The organism is Salinibacterium sp. M195 (assembly GCF_019443965.1).
Taxonomy (GTDB): Bacteria; Actinomycetota; Actinomycetes; order Actinomycetales; family Microbacteriaceae; genus Rhodoglobus.
Genome location: NZ_CP040814.1, coordinates 1,754,119 through 1,769,193, shown reverse-complemented (window position 1 = coordinate 1,769,193; position 15,075 = coordinate 1,754,119). Strand labels below are relative to the sequence as shown.

General features: G+C 59.0%; 14 protein-coding genes and 1 tRNA gene. 2 read left to right on the top strand and 13 right to left on the bottom strand.

Annotated elements, in window-relative coordinates; all coding sequences use genetic code 11:
- Positions 1-142: 142 nt before the first annotated feature.
- The 10 genes from FFT87_RS08480 to dusB form a co-directional block, all read right to left on the bottom strand.
- Positions 143-215, bottom strand: a tRNA-Asn gene (locus FFT87_RS08480).
- 51 nt (positions 216-266) lie between these two features.
- A complete protein-coding gene (locus FFT87_RS08475; protein ID WP_255558969.1) occupies positions 267-1,301 on the bottom strand; it encodes a beta-propeller fold lactonase family protein in 1,035 nt (344 codons plus the stop codon).
- The gene (locus FFT87_RS08470; protein ID WP_255558968.1) at positions 1,288-2,109 is read right to left on the bottom strand and encodes an ABC transporter ATP-binding protein; all 822 of its coding nucleotides are present in this window, start codon (positions 2,107-2,109) and stop codon (positions 1,288-1,290) included. Before FFT87_RS08470 ends, FFT87_RS08475 begins: the two co-directional genes overlap by 14 nt.
- 1 nt (position 2,110) lies before the next feature.
- Entirely contained in the window at positions 2,111-3,790 is a 1,680-nt protein-coding gene (locus FFT87_RS08465) for an ABC transporter ATP-binding protein (protein WP_219948318.1), read from the bottom strand.
- The gene (locus FFT87_RS08460; protein WP_219948317.1) at positions 3,787-4,815 is read right to left on the bottom strand and encodes an ABC transporter permease; all 1,029 of its coding nucleotides are present in this window, start codon (positions 4,813-4,815) and stop codon (positions 3,787-3,789) included. The genes FFT87_RS08465 and FFT87_RS08460 overlap by 4 nt, the downstream gene beginning before the upstream one ends.
- 2 nt (positions 4,816-4,817) lie before the next feature.
- Entirely contained in the window at positions 4,818-5,912 is a 1,095-nt protein-coding gene (locus FFT87_RS08455; RefSeq protein ID WP_219948316.1) for an ABC transporter permease, read from the bottom strand.
- Between the two features lie 108 nt (positions 5,913-6,020).
- Positions 6,021-7,649, bottom strand: a complete 1,629-nt coding sequence (locus tag FFT87_RS08450) for an ABC transporter substrate-binding protein (protein ID WP_219948315.1) — start codon at positions 7,647-7,649, stop codon at positions 6,021-6,023.
- Between the two features lie 160 nt (positions 7,650-7,809).
- Positions 7,810-9,699, bottom strand: coding sequence for a DNA primase (gene dnaG, locus FFT87_RS08445; protein WP_219948314.1), 1,890 nt, complete (start codon positions 9,697-9,699; stop codon positions 7,810-7,812).
- Between the two features lie 26 nt (positions 9,700-9,725).
- Positions 9,726-10,976, bottom strand: a complete 1,251-nt coding sequence (locus tag FFT87_RS08440; protein WP_219948313.1) for a deoxyguanosinetriphosphate triphosphohydrolase — start codon at positions 10,974-10,976, stop codon at positions 9,726-9,728.
- The gene (gene dusB / locus FFT87_RS08435; RefSeq protein WP_197124260.1) at positions 10,966-12,132 is read right to left on the bottom strand and encodes a tRNA dihydrouridine synthase DusB; all 1,167 of its coding nucleotides are present in this window, start codon (positions 12,130-12,132) and stop codon (positions 10,966-10,968) included. Before dusB ends, FFT87_RS08440 begins: the two co-directional genes overlap by 11 nt.
- 57 nt (positions 12,133-12,189) lie before the next feature.
- Here dusB and FFT87_RS08430 point away from each other — a divergent pair, with 57 nt between their 5' ends.
- On the top strand, positions 12,190-12,669 hold the full coding sequence (locus FFT87_RS08430; RefSeq protein WP_219948312.1) for an aminoacyl-tRNA deacylase: 480 nt from the start codon (positions 12,190-12,192) through the stop codon (positions 12,667-12,669).
- A complete protein-coding gene (locus FFT87_RS08425) occupies positions 12,669-13,109 on the top strand; it encodes a hypothetical protein (protein WP_219948311.1) in 441 nt (146 codons plus the stop codon). Before FFT87_RS08430 ends, FFT87_RS08425 begins: the two co-directional genes overlap by 1 nt.
- A 76-nt stretch (positions 13,110-13,185) precedes the next feature.
- On the opposite strand, the gene FFT87_RS08420 is transcribed toward FFT87_RS08425, so the two are convergent.
- From FFT87_RS08420 to FFT87_RS08410, 3 genes are all read right to left on the bottom strand, one after another.
- Positions 13,186-13,335 (bottom strand): hypothetical protein, encoded by a 150-nt coding sequence (locus tag FFT87_RS08420; RefSeq protein WP_219948310.1) that lies wholly within the window; start codon positions 13,333-13,335, stop codon positions 13,186-13,188.
- Positions 13,336-13,338: 3 nt separating this feature from the next.
- Complete coding sequence (locus tag FFT87_RS08415; RefSeq protein WP_255558967.1) at positions 13,339-14,007, bottom strand: DsbA family protein; 669 nt, start codon at positions 14,005-14,007, stop codon at positions 13,339-13,341.
- 111 nt (positions 14,008-14,118) lie between these two features.
- Entirely contained in the window at positions 14,119-15,066 is a 948-nt protein-coding gene (locus FFT87_RS08410) for a type IV toxin-antitoxin system AbiEi family antitoxin domain-containing protein (RefSeq protein WP_219948309.1), read from the bottom strand.
- Positions 15,067-15,075 lie beyond the last annotated feature (9 nt).

Sequence of the window (15,075 nt, the reverse complement as noted above, 5' to 3'; positions counted from 1 at the left end):
GCTCGGCGGCGCAGCCTTCGGTACTCCTGAGGGAGTATGCGGCGGCGGGTGTCTCGCGTTCCCCCGCCCGGGCATACATCAGACGAAAAGCCGCGGGCGGAATGCACAAAGTCCCGGCCACATTGTGGCCGGGACTCATAAGCTCCTCGACTTGGACTCGAACCAAGAACCTACGCATTAACAGTGCGTTGCTCTGCCAATTGAGCTATCGAGGATCACTGTGCAACGGAACTACTTTAGCAAACGATTCAGCAGTTGAAAAACCATCACGACATTCGCGCAAGGTATGTCGGCGAAAGAACCCGGGCTGGCGGGGCTATCAGCTTCGGAATTCCTTTTTCATCGATGCGAAAACTGGCCACCGAGTGAGAAAACTGGTTGCTCACATGTAAAACGTCGCCGTCCATGACAATGTGACGCGGCCAATCCCCTTCGCACGAGACGGCGGTGAGAGGGGCAACGCTGCGGCCGTCTTCGGCAATCGCGAGGATCGCAATGAGGTTGCTGCGACGCACCCCCACATAGGCGTGTCTTCCGTCCGCAGATATTGCGATCGCGGATGCTTGGTCGCCCTCGCTCGCCCCTGGCAGCGCAACTGCGCACAGCCGGTGCAGCTGACGATCTCGCCACTCGAAAACGAGAAAACCGAGGCCGAGCTCTCCGAGAACATAAAACAGGTTTCCGGGGCGGGCCACAATGTCACGTGGGCCGAATCCGGCGGGCAAGATAACTTCATCCACTTCGCTCAGTGCGAAGTCTTTGTAGTCGAAAATTCGGATGCGATCTGCGCCAAGATCGAGGGTCAATAGGGTGTGATCGTCAACGAAAAAAGACGAATGAGCGTGCGGGCCATCCTGCTGCGGTCGTGGTCCCGAACCTGTCGGAGCTTCGCTGTGCTTGTGTTCCAACGCCGCCACACCTGACTTCGAATCTGATGACCGCGCGATTACGCCCAAGGTTCCGGTTCCGTAGTTCGCCGCGATCACCGCGTTGCCCTGGACGGTCAGGTGGCAGGGATACTGTCCACCGCTGGTTACGGTGTCTACAGTCTTGAGAGTGTCACCAACACGCTCGAATGCGGCAACCTGGCCCGAGCCCTCGAGCGTCGAATAAACGCGATCGCCGTCAACCACGAGAAACGATGCCGAGGGTACTTCTACCGCTACGTGGGAAAGTTCGAGGGAACCATCCGCACGACTGCGCATAACAGAGATTCCTTCAGACTCGCAGGCCATATCGGCGCCGAATCCTCCGACAAGCCACAGTGAATTCGACGCTACTGAAGGTTCAGTTCTGCTCACGCTTAAGCTCCACGAGTGAGTTGGCGAGTCCCCGAACATAAGGATGCCAAGGGTCGGACAAGACTTCGTCGACCTCGCCGATACCCACCAAGATTCCGCGGTGCATAACCGCGATGTTGGTCGACACGCGACGGACTGCCGCAAGGTCGGCGGTGACAAGCAGTGCGGAGAATTCTCGCTCGCGCTGGAGATCAACGATCAGATCGAGAATCGCGGCGCGAACATTCACGTCAATTCCCGCTGTAGGGTCATCGGCGATGAGCAGCTGCGGTTCGAGGATCATCGACCGCGCTATCGCAACGCGCTGACGCTGCCCCTTGCTCAGCTCATAGGGGTAGCGATTCATGATCGCCAGTGGCAGCCGCACGGTGTCGATCAGCGTCGCCACCGCCTCAGCCGCCTCGCGCTGGTTGAAGCGCCGATCACGGATGAAGATGGGTTCGGCGATGTTCTCCCCCACAGTGAGGCGACCATTGAGGTGGTTGCCGGCATCCTGAGGCAGGTATCCAACTTTGAGGCTGAGCCGATCGCGCTTGCGTCGACTCACCGATTTCAACTCGGTACCCATCACGGACAGTTGTCCACCGCTGAACATGGGAGATCCGTAGTCACCGGTTTCAGCTTGAAGCGCGACCGCTTTGGCAAGAGTGCTCTTTCCCGAGCCACTCTCGCCAACCACCGTCAGCACTTCGCCGGCGGCAATCTCAAAACTCAGTCCATTGACAGCAACTGACCGCGTTTCGGGGTTGCGCGACGGATAGCGCAACGACAAGTCACGCGCGCTCACTGTGGGCTGAGAGGAAGTCACCTCAATAATCTACGTCAGTGAGCGACCGCAGTGCTTCGCGACGCTCAGCTTGCTCCCGTGGATCGGGAACCGGAAGCGAGGCGAGCAGGCGTTGCGTGTACGGATGTTGCGGATTCTGAAGCACATCCGAGCCAACGCCCTCCTCAACCAGCTGTCCCTTATAGAGCACCGCGATTCGGTCAGACAGCATGTCAACGACCGCGAGGTCGTGGCTGATGAACAAAGCCGCGAATCCGAGATCCCGCTGGAGATCAGCAAACAGTTCTAGGACCTTTGCCTGCACGGAGACGTCGAGCGCACTGGTTGGCTCATCGGCGATCAGAAGTCGAGGCCGCAAGGCGAGCGAACGGGCAAGGCTTGCGCGCTGACGTTGTCCACCGCTCAATTCGTGCGGATAGCGATCCGCGAATGCGCGAGGCAACTGAACAGCCTCAAGCAGTTCGTTGACGCGACCACGAGCTTCCTTGGGGTCCTTGGCCTGACCGTGAACGATCAGAGGCTCCGCGACGCACTCCGCGATCGTGAGTAGAGGATTAAAGCTTGATGCCGGGTCCTGAAACACAAACCCAATATCGCTGCGAAGGGGACGAAACTTGCGCTCTTTGAAGCCAAGCATTTCGTGACCGAGCACCTGAAGCGAACCACCGGTGACCTTGTTGAGCCCGCCAATGGCGCGACCGATTGTGGTCTTACCCGATCCGCTCTCCCCCACCAGACCAAGCACCTCGCCAGGCGAAATGCTGAAGCTCACACCATCAACCGCGCGGAACCGTGGCTGACCAATACGCCCAGGGAAGGAGATCTTGAGATCTTTCGCCACAACCACGGGCTCAACGATGTCGCTACCGCCGGCCTTCTGGCGGTCGACGACTCGCGCCGCAGCACGCGCGGCACCGGATCCCACGCGGGGAACGGCAGCGAGCAGCTTCTGCGTATACGGGTGTTTCGCCGAATCGAAAAGCTCCTGAGCCGGTGCCTCTTCGACAACCTTGCCCTGATACATCACAGCGACTCGATCAGAAAGATCAGCGACGATACCCATGTTGTGAGTGATCAGGATGATCGCAGCCCCGAACTCATCACGACACCGCCGGAGCAGATCGAGAATTTCGGCCTGAACGGTGACATCCAGAGCCGTGGTCGGCTCGTCAGCAACGATCAACTCAGGTTCAAGCACGAGTGCCATCGCAATGACCACACGCTGCTTCTGTCCGCCAGAAAACTGGTGCGGGTAGAAGTCGACCCGTTTCTCCGGCTCCGGAATGCCCACCTTGGTCAAGATCTCAATTGCCTTGACGCGCGCCTGCTTTTTGCTGACCTTTCCGTGCGCCCGAATGCCTTCTGCAATCTGCCAGCCGACCGTGAACACGGGGTTGAGAGCCAAAGACGGCTCCTGGAATACCATCGCAACGTCAACGCCACGCAACTCCCGCAGCCGTTTTCCAGACATCCCGACCACATTCTTGCCATTAAGCAGGATCGCGCCACGCGCGACCGCAGTCTCAGGCAACAGCCCAAGAATGCTCTTTGCCGTGACGCTCTTACCGCTGCCACTCTCGCCAACAATTGCCAACACTTCGCCAGGAGCGAGAGTCAGCGACACGTCATCAACAGCTTTTACATCTCCGCTATCGGTCGCGAAGGTTACTTCGAGATTCGTGATCTCAACAATGTCGCTCATGAGCGAGCCTCCAGAGGATCGATCGGTGTTCCGTCATCGTCAAGGTCAACAGTGCTCAGAGCCGATGTCTCGAGGACCGGCGCCGATTGGTCGGCGCGGCGACGTGTACGCAGTCGCGGGTCCGCAAGGTCGTTCAGGCTCTCCCCGACCAAAGTGATTCCGAGCACGACGAGCACGATAGCCAAACCGGGGAACAGTGACGTCCACCAAATACCGCTCGTGACATCCGAGATCGACTTATTGAGGTCATAGCCCCACTCCGCAGCCGCGGACGGTTCAATACCGAAACCGAGAAAGCCGAGTCCTGCCAGCGTCAGAATTGCTTCTGAACTGTTCAGAGTGAAGATCAACGGCAGAGTACGCGTTGCATTGCGGAACACGTGACGGAACATGATGCGAGGTGTACTCGCGCCAAGAACCTTTGCAGACTCCACATAGGCTTCCGACTTGATTCGCACCGTTTCGGCCCGGATTACCCGGAAATATTGCGGAATATAGACGACCGTGATGGAGATCGCCGCCGCGAAGACGCCACCCCAGAAACTGGAACGGCCACCGCTAATAGCGATTGCCGCGACGATCGCAAGCAACAGCGTCGGGAAGGCGTAAACGGCATCAGAAATGACGACCAGAACCCGGTCAAGCCAGCTCCCCAGATAGCCAGAGACGAGGCCGAGGAGCACGCCGGCAAAGATCGACAGCGCAACCGCAACAACAATGACGAGCACCGCGGTACGCGATCCCCAGATCACCCGAGAGAGCACATCGTAGCCGCCGACAGTGGTACCGAGAATGTGCTGGCCACCCGGAGGGACTTGGGCACCGAACGTGCCATCGTCGTCACGCAGTTGCGCGAAACCATAGGGCGCAAGGAGCGGCGCGAAGAGCGCCGTAAGCAGGAAAATTCCGGTCAAAATAAGACCGGCGACAAGCATTCCGCGTTGCAAGCCAACGGCCTGACGTACTTGGCGAACGACGGGTAAACGCCGCCAGATCTGGACCAATCGAGAGGAAGTCGTAGCCATGATTAGTACCTCACTCTCGGGTCGATGATCGCCGCAATAATGTCGACAATGAAGTTAGTAAGAGCCACGATGACGGCAAGCAGAACAACAATGCCCTGCACCGCAACGAAGTCACGAGCGCCAAGATATTCGACGAGCTTGAAGCCGAGGCCCTTCCACTCGAAGGTGGTTTCTGTCAGCACTGCACCACCAAGCAAGAGAGCGATCTGCAGACCGATCACCGTGATGATCGGGATGAGCGCTGGCTTGTAAGCATGTTTGCGTACCAAGCGGAACTCGCTGACTCCCCGCGAACGGGCAGAATCTACGTAATCCATCGACAGCGAGCCGATCACGTTGGTGCGGACCAGACGCATGAAGATGCCGGCGGTGAGCAGACCGAGTGCGAGACCCGGCAGCACAGCATGAGACAGCACGTCGCCAACTGCCGCTGGGCTTCCCAACCGGATCGCATCGATCAGATAGATCCCCGACGCGTCATCCATAGCGGTGAGCTGCAGTTCCGTGCGGGTGGATGCCCGGCCGGCGACCGGCAACACCTTGAGCCACACAGCGAAGACCAGTTTGAGCAGCAACCCGGCGAAGAAAACCGGGGTGGCATAGGCGAGGATCGCGGCAACACGCAGCACTGCGTCTGGCCACTTGTCGCGGAAGTATGCCGCGATCATTCCGAGCGGAATACCGAAGATAAGAGCGACAAGAATCGCGTACGACGCGAGCTCGAGCGTTGCACTGCCGTAGGTCACGAGAAGTTCAGAAACCGGGCGACCATCAGTGATCGCCGTACCGAAGTTTCCGGTAAAGATTTGACCCAGGTATTCGAAATACTGCACAAGGATCGGGCGATCGTAACCAGCGGAGCTAATTCGCTCGGCAAGTTGAGCCGCGGTGAGGCGGCCACCGAGGGCAGCCGTGATCGGATCACCAATCGAGCGCATCAACACGAACACCATCGTTACGAGGATGAACACCGTAGGAATAATGAGAAGGAAACGAACAATCAGAAAACGTACAAGAGGATTTGTGATCCCCCGAGAACGCCGGATGGGCGCTGGTGATGGTGCCGGATTAATCACGGCGGGAGCAGACTGCGACATACCTACCTATCGTGCAGAAAATGAAGACGAGGAGGTGACCCACATTGTGTGTGGACCACCCCCTGTTCGTCACAACGCTAGACCGAAGCCTAGCTGGGGCGAATTACCCTAGTTTTTTGCCAAGCTGCCGTAGCGGAACTTGAACGAACCGTCGAGCGTAGCTCCGGTGACGTCCTTGCCCGTTACAGCGATTTGCGCTCCTTGAAGGAACGGAACGGTCGACAGCTGCGCCGCGACCTTCGCCTGGATTTCCTCGATCATTCCCTCACGTGTTGCAGGGTCGAGTTCGGTTGCTTGAGCCACAATCAGATCGTTGACTTCGGCATCCGCGTAGTGGTTACCGAGGAAGTTGCCATCGCCGAAGAACGGGGTCAGGTAGTTATCGGCGTCGGAGTAGTCAGGGAACCAACCCAGCTGGTATGCGGGGTAAGCATCTGCCGTGCGCTCCTTGGCGTACGTGACCCACTCGGTCGACTGCAAGCTGACCTCGAAGATACCGTCGGCCTCAAGCTGGCTCTTAACAAGCGCGTACTCGTCCCCCGAAGACTCACCGTAGTGGTCTGGGTTGTACTGCAAGTTGAGCGATACAGGAGTCTCAATACCGGCATCCGCAAGACGCTTCTGCGCTGCTTCGGTGCTCGGTCCGCCTGAACCGTCGCCGTAGAGGTCCTTCAGAACCTCGGTTGCGCCGGTCAGTCCCTCGGGAACGTAAGAGTACAACGGAAGGTAGGTGCCCTTGTAAACCTGCTCTGAGATTTCTTGACGGTTGATGAGGTCAGCAACGGCTCCACGAACGGCAAGCGACTTCGCGGCGTCAGCCTCAGGAGTCTTTGCACCGAACGGCTGGGTGTCGAAGTTGAACACGATGTAGCGGATTTCTCCACCAGGGCCTACAACGACATTGACGTTGTCATTGCCTTCGAGGTCAGCAATGTCCGTAGCCGAAAGGCTGCGGTGCGCGACATCGATGCCACCCTCTTGAACTTCGAGCTTCAGGTTCGAAGCATCGGTGTAGTACTTGAGCGTGATGCTGTCAGTCGCTGCTGCACCAAGAACACCCTGGTAGTCAGCGTTGGCCTTGAACGACACAATGTTATTGAAGTCGTAGCTGTCGATAACGTACTGGCCAGCGAAAGCGTTGCCCGCAACAATATCTGCGTCGGGAGTAACGCTGTCAGCCGAGAATACGTCTTCGTCAACGATCGGCGCGGCAGGGCTCGACAGGATCTGTGCAAACGTCTGGTCGTTGCCATTCTTCAGGTGGAATACCACTGTGGTGTCGTCGACTGCTTCAACGCTGTCGATGTTGCCGAGAAGAACTGCAGGTCCGTTTTCGTCAGCAATGGCGACCTGGCGGTCGAAGCTGAACTTCACGTCAGACGACGTGAGGTCGTTGCCATTGGCAAACTTCAGGCCCGACTTGAGTACAACTGTGTACTCGTCGTCACTCGTATACTCGGCGGACTCAGCGATGTCAGGTTCAACATCGGAAGTACCGAGCGGGGAGTTGAGCAAGAACGGGAAAACCTGGTTCATCAGTGCGAAAGAACCGTTGTCGTACGAACCGGCCGGGTCGAGGAACGTGACCTTGTCGGTCGTGCCCACGATAAGCGGCTCAGAACCGCCATCGCTAGAGGAATCTCCTCCAGCTTGGCAGCCAGTCAAAGCGAGCGCGAACGCTGCTGAGCCGGCAACTACAGCAAGGATTCGCTTGCTGTTCTTGGATGCGGATGTCATATCCGTCTACCTCTTCCTGTTGCGTGCAGTAAATGCGACGGCACGTTTGTAGGTGCCGCGCACTGTAGTACTTCAATGGAAACACAACCTGAGACTTAACCACTAGGTTGTTGGCTTCCAAATGACCGATATTTACACGAACGCAACTAAGTAGCGACGACTACTTTTCTTCACGAAGAGTGCGACGCTCTGCTTCGATCCTCATGAGGTCGCGTTGCGTCTGCACATAGCGCTCGGGATCACTCTCCCGATCCATGCGCTGAAGCACCCCTAACAGCTCGCGCTTTTGCCGCAAAAGATCGCGCTCGACCAAGTCTGTAGCGACTTGGACACAGTAGATCGGGATTCGTTCCTCGCGCTCCGGAATCGGCGCAACGCTCAATTGTTTGACGAAAGTCGAGAACGACTGAGGCACTTCATCGGCAACGGCTGAGGCCCAGCCCGGGAGCTGTGCACGCTCAACCAGTGAAGCGATCGCGTCACGCACGACGGCGAGACTGTTATCGGCGAAAGATATCTGCGTGAGCTTTCGAATGAGATCGTCCCCGACGACATCCGGATGCTGCAACACCGCCATCAAGGCGTCACGCTCCAGTCGTGTGGATGCGTCCGTCTTGAGATCCATGATCGACGGGCCAGCCTGCGGCGGCTGCTCACCCATGCTTTCAGCCGCTGCAGCGGACTGCTGAGGCACACTCGGAGCCGTAGCCGGCGCCTGCTGACGCTTGGCAGAGTTCACCGCGCCCTGAACTTCGCTCGGCTCCATACCCAGCCAGCCGGCGACGCTGCGCACGTAACCAATTCCCAACGCTTGGTCTCGAATGCCCGCCACGACCGGCGCCGCCGCACGCAGGGCAGCGACACGACCCTCCACCGTCTCGAGGTCATGCACCGCCAACTCACGGCGAATCTTGAACTCGAACATGGGCTTGCGCGTGCTCACAAGACGCCGCACAGCGCCATCACCCTTTTTGAGCCGGAGATCGCACGGATCGAGGCCATCAGATGCGACCGCAACAAAAGTTTGCGCAGCGAAACGGTGCTCTTCGGCAAACGCCCGGTTTGCTGCCTTCTGGCCAGCATCATCCGGGTCGAAGGTGAAGATCACTTCGCCCGTGGCGGTGGTGTCTGCGTTGTCATAGTCGCCGATCATCCGGCGAACAATCTTGATGTGGTCGACACCGAACGCGGTTCCACAGGTAGCAACAGCCGTCGTGACGCCAGCAAGGTGGCAAGCCATGACATCCGTATAGCCCTCAACGACCACGATCTGCTTGCCGCGCGAAATATCTTTCTTGGCAAGATCGAGCCCGTAGAGCACTTGGCTCTTGTGATAAACCGGCGTCTCAGGAGTGTTCAAGTACTTGGGACCCTTATCGTCCTCAAGTAAACGACGCGCACCGAAACCAAGCGTCTGCCCCGTGACATCGCGGATGGGCCACACCAGTCGGCCGCGGAATCGATCGTAATAGTCGCCTCGCTCCCCCTTGCCGATGAGGCCAGCGATCACGAGTTCGTCGGACGAAAATCCGAGAGAGTTGAGGTGTTTTGTGAGGGCACCACCACGAGGGGCGAACCCAATTCCGAAACGCTCTGCCGCCGACTGATCGAAGCCGCGCTCCCCCAAGAAACTGCGACCGGGAGCTGCCTCGGCGCTCGCCAGTTGAGCGACGAAGAAATCGGAGGCGGCCTGATTGGCTGCCAGGATGCGGGCGCGGTTGCCGTGATCGGTCGCCGCACCGCCATCCTCATAGTGAAGTTCGTAACTAATACGACCGGCGAGGCGCTCAACGGCCTCGGAGAACGACACGTGGTCCATGCGCTGCAGGAAGGTGTAAACGTCGCCGCCTTCACCGCATCCGAAGCAGTGATAGAAGCCGACTTGGGGCCGCACGTGGAAGCTGGGGCTGCGCTCCTCGTGAAAAGGACACAAGCCCTTCATCGAGCCCGAACCAGCGCTCTTGAGGGTGACATAGTCGCCAACAATGTCGGCGAGGTTCGTGCGCGAACGCACCTCGTCGATATCGCTTCTTTTGATCAGGCCAGCCACAATCGCAATTCTAGGCTTACCGCGGTCTACCTCTCGCCAACCAGTCGTGTATGCCACGCCATGGCGGACTGATCCGTGAGGCTAGCCACCTGATCTACTACCGCACGCTTGCGCTGGTGATCGTTCACAGCGCAATTCCAATCGGCCGTGAACCCCGAATCGAGGTTGCTCGGGCCGGTCCACAGCAGAACGTCAGCGAGCTCCGTAAGCACGTCACGCTGCTGCTGATAAATCGGGCGGCGCGCGTTTGTCGACATCACAAAAGCGGCAACAATGCCCTTGAGCACGGCGATTTCGGCCTGAATTTCCTTGGGAACGACCAGGCTTCCGCCGAAGCGAGCAAGGGCATCCCTCGGGTGCGCTTCGCGCGTAGCCTGAACTGCAGCTCCCGCAAAGCGGCCGATCAACTGGCTCGTGAGGTTCTTGAGGCGCCCGTGGGCGGCACGCGAGCCATCCCACTGATCAATCCACGGATCGAGAAGATCAAGGCGGTCGAAGGCTGCGATGAGCTCATCGTGCGTGAACTCGCCGCCGATCCACTCAAACATCGACTTCACGAGGTCATCGTGGTTCACCCGGGCGCCCAGAGCCGTCACATCAATGAAGTCGCCAACAATGGCGTCTTCGAAGTCATGCACCGAGTACGCGATGTCATCGGAAAGATCCATGACCTGAGCCTCAATGCAGCGCTGGCGATCAGGGGCACCGGCACGCAACCACTCGAACGCCGCAGTGTCATCGTCGAAGAAGCCGTACTTGCTGCGACCGCTCGGGTCAGGGATGCCTTGGGCGCTCGGCCAGGGGTACTTGGTGCTCGCGTCCAAGCTCGCGCGTGTGAGATTAAGCCCATAGCTCTGGCCGTTAGGACCAAACACCTTCGGCTCGATGCGCGTCAGCAGACGCAGGGTCTGAGCATTGCCCTCGAAGCCACCGATGTCATCCGCCCACTCATTGAGTGCGCGCTCACCATTGTGGCCGAACGGCGGATGCCCGAGATCGTGCGAAAGACATGCTGTGTCGACAACATCGGGGTCGAGGCCGAGGCTGTCGGCGAGCTCGCGACCCACCTGGGCGACCTCAAGAGAGTGGGTAAGACGGTTGCGGGCAAAGTCAGCGCCCATCGTCGGGCTCAAGACTTGAGTCTTTGCGGCTAGGCGGCGAAGCGCGCTGGAGTGAAGAACCCGCGCACGGTCACGCGCAAAATCGCTACGACGACTCGAATGCTGCTCAGGGAACCAACGCTCAGCGTCAGCCTCGGTATAGCCCTTAACCGCCACTGGTGCTCAATTCTGCTTGGTTGAGTTCGCTTCGGTGAGTCTCGTGCAGTTCGCGGCTATCGAGCCAGCCCTGCGGAAGCGAAGGCTTCTTGGGGGTGCCCGCCCGGCCACGTTGACCTTCAGCATCGGCACCCGGGTATTGCTGGCTCCAGTCGAGCTGAGCCAACAGTTCGTCGAGCTGAGCCAGATCGTGAACAGTCGCCATCGCCGCGCGCAACTCTCCGCCCACCGCATAACCCTTGAAATACCACGCAACATGCTTGCGGATGTCGCGGCACGCACGATCTTCATCACCGAAGAATTCCACCAAGAGCTCGGCATGGCGCTTAAACGCGATGGCGACTTCGCCAAGTGTCGGCTCTGCCTTGAGGGATTCACCGCGGAAGGCGGCAGCGAGGTCACCGAACAGCCACGGACGACCAAGGCAACCGCGACCGACAACAACCCCGTCGCATCCGGTCTCATCGACCATGCGAAGAGCATCGGCTGCACTCCAAATGTCACCGTTGCCCAGAATTGGCGTATCGGTGATGGTGTTCTTAAGCTTTTCGATCGCAGACCAGTCGGCATGGCCCGAATAGAACTCGGCAGCAGTGCGCGCGTGCAGCGCAATGCTGGCCACGCCGGCACCGGCGCCCACCCGGGCAGCCTCGAGGTAGGTCAAATGGTCAGAGTCGATGCCCTTGCGCATCTTGATCGTCAACGGCACATCGCCGGCAGCCTTCACAGCGCCCTCGACAATGTCGCGGAACAAATCGATCTTCCAAGGAAGCGCCGCTCCCCCACCCTTGCGAGTTACTTTAGGAACAGGGCATCCGAAATTCAAGTCGATGTGGTCTGCACGATCTTCGGCTACCAACATCGTGACCGCTTCGCGCACCGTCTTCGGGTCAACACCATAAAGCTGGATGCTGCGCGTCGTCTCCGATTCGTGGTGCGTAATAAGGCGCATGCTTTCGGGCGTGCGCTCAACAAGAGCGCGGCTCGTGATCATCTCACTGACGTAAAGGCCCGCACCATATTCGCGGCAGAGACGACGAAAAGCGGTGTTCGTGATGCCTGCCATGGGCGCCAAAACGACCGGAACATCGAGGTCGAGGTTGCCGATTGAGAGCTGTGGCGCGACACGCGGGTCGGCAGGGGCAAGAATAGTCACAGAGCAATTGTCCCACGGCGCGCCTGAACCGGTGCCGCCCACCCCGGAAGGCCCCGAATGACGGCAGGAACCGACCGCGTTCGCGAGGATGCCGAGCGCCGCGGCATCCCGATCGAGATCATCGAGCGAGCCCCAGCGACGTCACTCGAGCACGCGGCTGAACTGCTCGGCATCACCCCGGCCGAAATCGTGAAGTCGCTCGTCGTTAAGCGCAGCGACGGCAGCTTTCTCTTCGCTCTCGTGCCCGGCGATCGTCAAATTTCGTGGCCAAAGCTGCGTGCGCTCGTGGGTGCCAACAAGCTCCGGATGCCCGATGCCGAGGTTGCCCTCAACGCCACCGGCTACGCGCGCGGCACCATCACCCCACTCGGCAGCACTACTGCCTGGCCCGTGTACGCGGACGAACGGATGGTCGGAAAGCGCATCTCCATAGGAGCCGGCGATCACGGCCACACCGCCTGGGTGCACGCCGACGAACTCATCAGCCGCCTCGACGCGGTCGTTGCCGACATCACGACCGAAGAAGGAAGCAACTAATGGCCCTCGACGAGCATCCGAACGTCTTTCGATTCGAAGGCCACACGTGGGTGAGCTTGGCACCACGCGAGGAAGCATCAGCACAGCTACGAGCGCAGCGAGCGTGGGATTCAACAAACGCGAAACTTCAGCGCTGGTGGCTCGCAATGGGCCTCGGAGCTGTAGCCGGCGTCGCCGCAACGTTTGCACTCGGCACAGGATCGGGCATCAATCCGACGCTCTACCTGTTTCTGCTCCCGCTCGGGTTCGGAGGAGGCGCCATACTCGGAGCGCTCGTGAACAAGAGGATCAACGCTCCAGAACGGCAGCACGCATCACTGCCCGACCGCCCGACGACAGTACCGCTCACGCGAGTACCGCCGCGAGTAGCCCGCGCTGCCCCTGAGGACTCAAGCGCGACCGAAATTATCGAATGGTCGAACAGAGGCTTCGTCGGATAACCCCGACCGCAGGCCCAGCCCAACCCCGAACGCACAAAAACCCAAGCTCGGTCAGGCTGCAGAATGCTGGATTGCTTTAGACGAGTCCTTCATCGATCTGGCGGTTCACGAAAGCTTGAGACTGGTGGTCATCCACGATGCACGAGTCGCCCTCGCACACACCAACATTGGGGTCTCCAACCTGTTTAAGGGCGAAGGTCGGGAGTGGCTTCGTTGCGGCATCCATTAGTTACGCATCTCTTTCAGTAAGTACCTGTGTGAGAACGTTAGCGAAAGTTTCACTTTCTTGCGCGCCCGAAACTCCATACTTGCCGTCAATCACAAAGAAGGGCACGCCTTGGATGCCATATTGCATCGCAACTTCCATATCGGCCTTGACCGCCGGAAGGTACTCGCTTGACTCAAGAACACCCACAACCTCGTCACGGTCGAAGCCAATAGAGGCCGCGATGTCGGCGAGATCTTCGATGCGTCCGACGTGCTCAGTCTTAACGAAATACGCGTCGAGAAGGCGCTCCTTCATCTCGAGCTGACGGCCGCGAGCCTTGGCAAAATGAAGAAGTTCGTGGGCCTTCACCGTATTGGTCTGGTGGATGTGCTCGTAGTCATAGTCGAGACCGAGACTCGTGGCGATATCGGTGACACGGGTGAGCATCTCCTCTACCTGAGGAATTGCGAGACCCTTGCGCTCGCTGAGGTACTGAGTGGGAGTGCCCTCGTACTCAACAGGAGTATCGGGTGCCAATTCAAAGGAATGGTACTCAATGTCAACGGCGATGCCGGAGCTATCGACCGCTGCTTCAAAGCGTCGCTTTCCGATGTAGCACCAGGGGCACTGAACATCAGACCAGATATCGACTTTGACGGGGGCAATCGGGTTTGCTGCTGATTCATTCACTGTGGCTTCAACGTCTGCGCCGCACGGATATTCCCGGTTGCGGTAGTTCGGTGGCGATGCCGTTTGGGTTCGCTCGCCTTCGCTACGTTTTTCGCTCCCCTCCGCGGAAATTCAGGAGATTCCGAAACTCTGGCTTGCGGGTGTGCGTATTCTCGGGCCTGCCGCCAGCTCGCAAGCGGAATCTCCTGAATTTCCGAGGTCATCGAGCGGATGCGAGGCCAACGCGCTCTCCAGTGCCCGGAGAAATAGCTCCCACTGCGCGAAAACCATCCTTGCGCTCAAGCTCATGGCATGAAATCCCGCGATCGTGATCTCGAGCCCTTTGAGGTGATCCTCCTCAAAAGTGTGCGCGTGAAACTGTTTGCCATTGATCTCGAGACCGACAACGCCGTTCACGACCAGATCAATTCGCTTGCCACCGACAGGAACCTGAATTTCGACCCGATGACCCCTAAGCCGCAGCCGCGTACGAGCGAGACTCTCCGGCAGGCTCTCACAATGTCGGTCGACCCACGACCGAATCGCCCGTTTGTGACTAGGTAAACTAAGTATCAACAGTTCGAAATCGAACTCGTCAACCCTTCTTGTGTGAAGTGCCCAGTCCACCGCAGCGACCGCCGTCTCGAGATCGTGATCGACGATCACACGTCTGAGCGCCTCAAGCACACTGACATGCCAATTCGAACCTTGGTCGCTGACCAAAATCGGAGCCCAGTGCAGCTCCACACCGCGGTGCACTCCAAGTGGATGCCTCCGATTCCATTGGCTGCGAAGGCGAGCGGCATTGTGAGCAACCGAAACGTGCAGTGGATGCTCGCCCAGCACCCATCCGCCCCAGTCAACGATCGCTGAAATACCCGTAAGACGACCGCCCACACGCACGGCCCTCACTCGAGGCTCGGAGGGATCAGCCGTCGTGTACCAGCCTTGGCGAGCTCGCACTACTTCGCCCCGCCTGACCGCGTGAGTCAGGTCGTAGTCGCTGGCTCCGCGGGCTACGAGCTGACGTTTTTGAGCAAGGCCATCGAGTTCATCGACTAGTTCACGCACATCTGCCATGGGGACAGC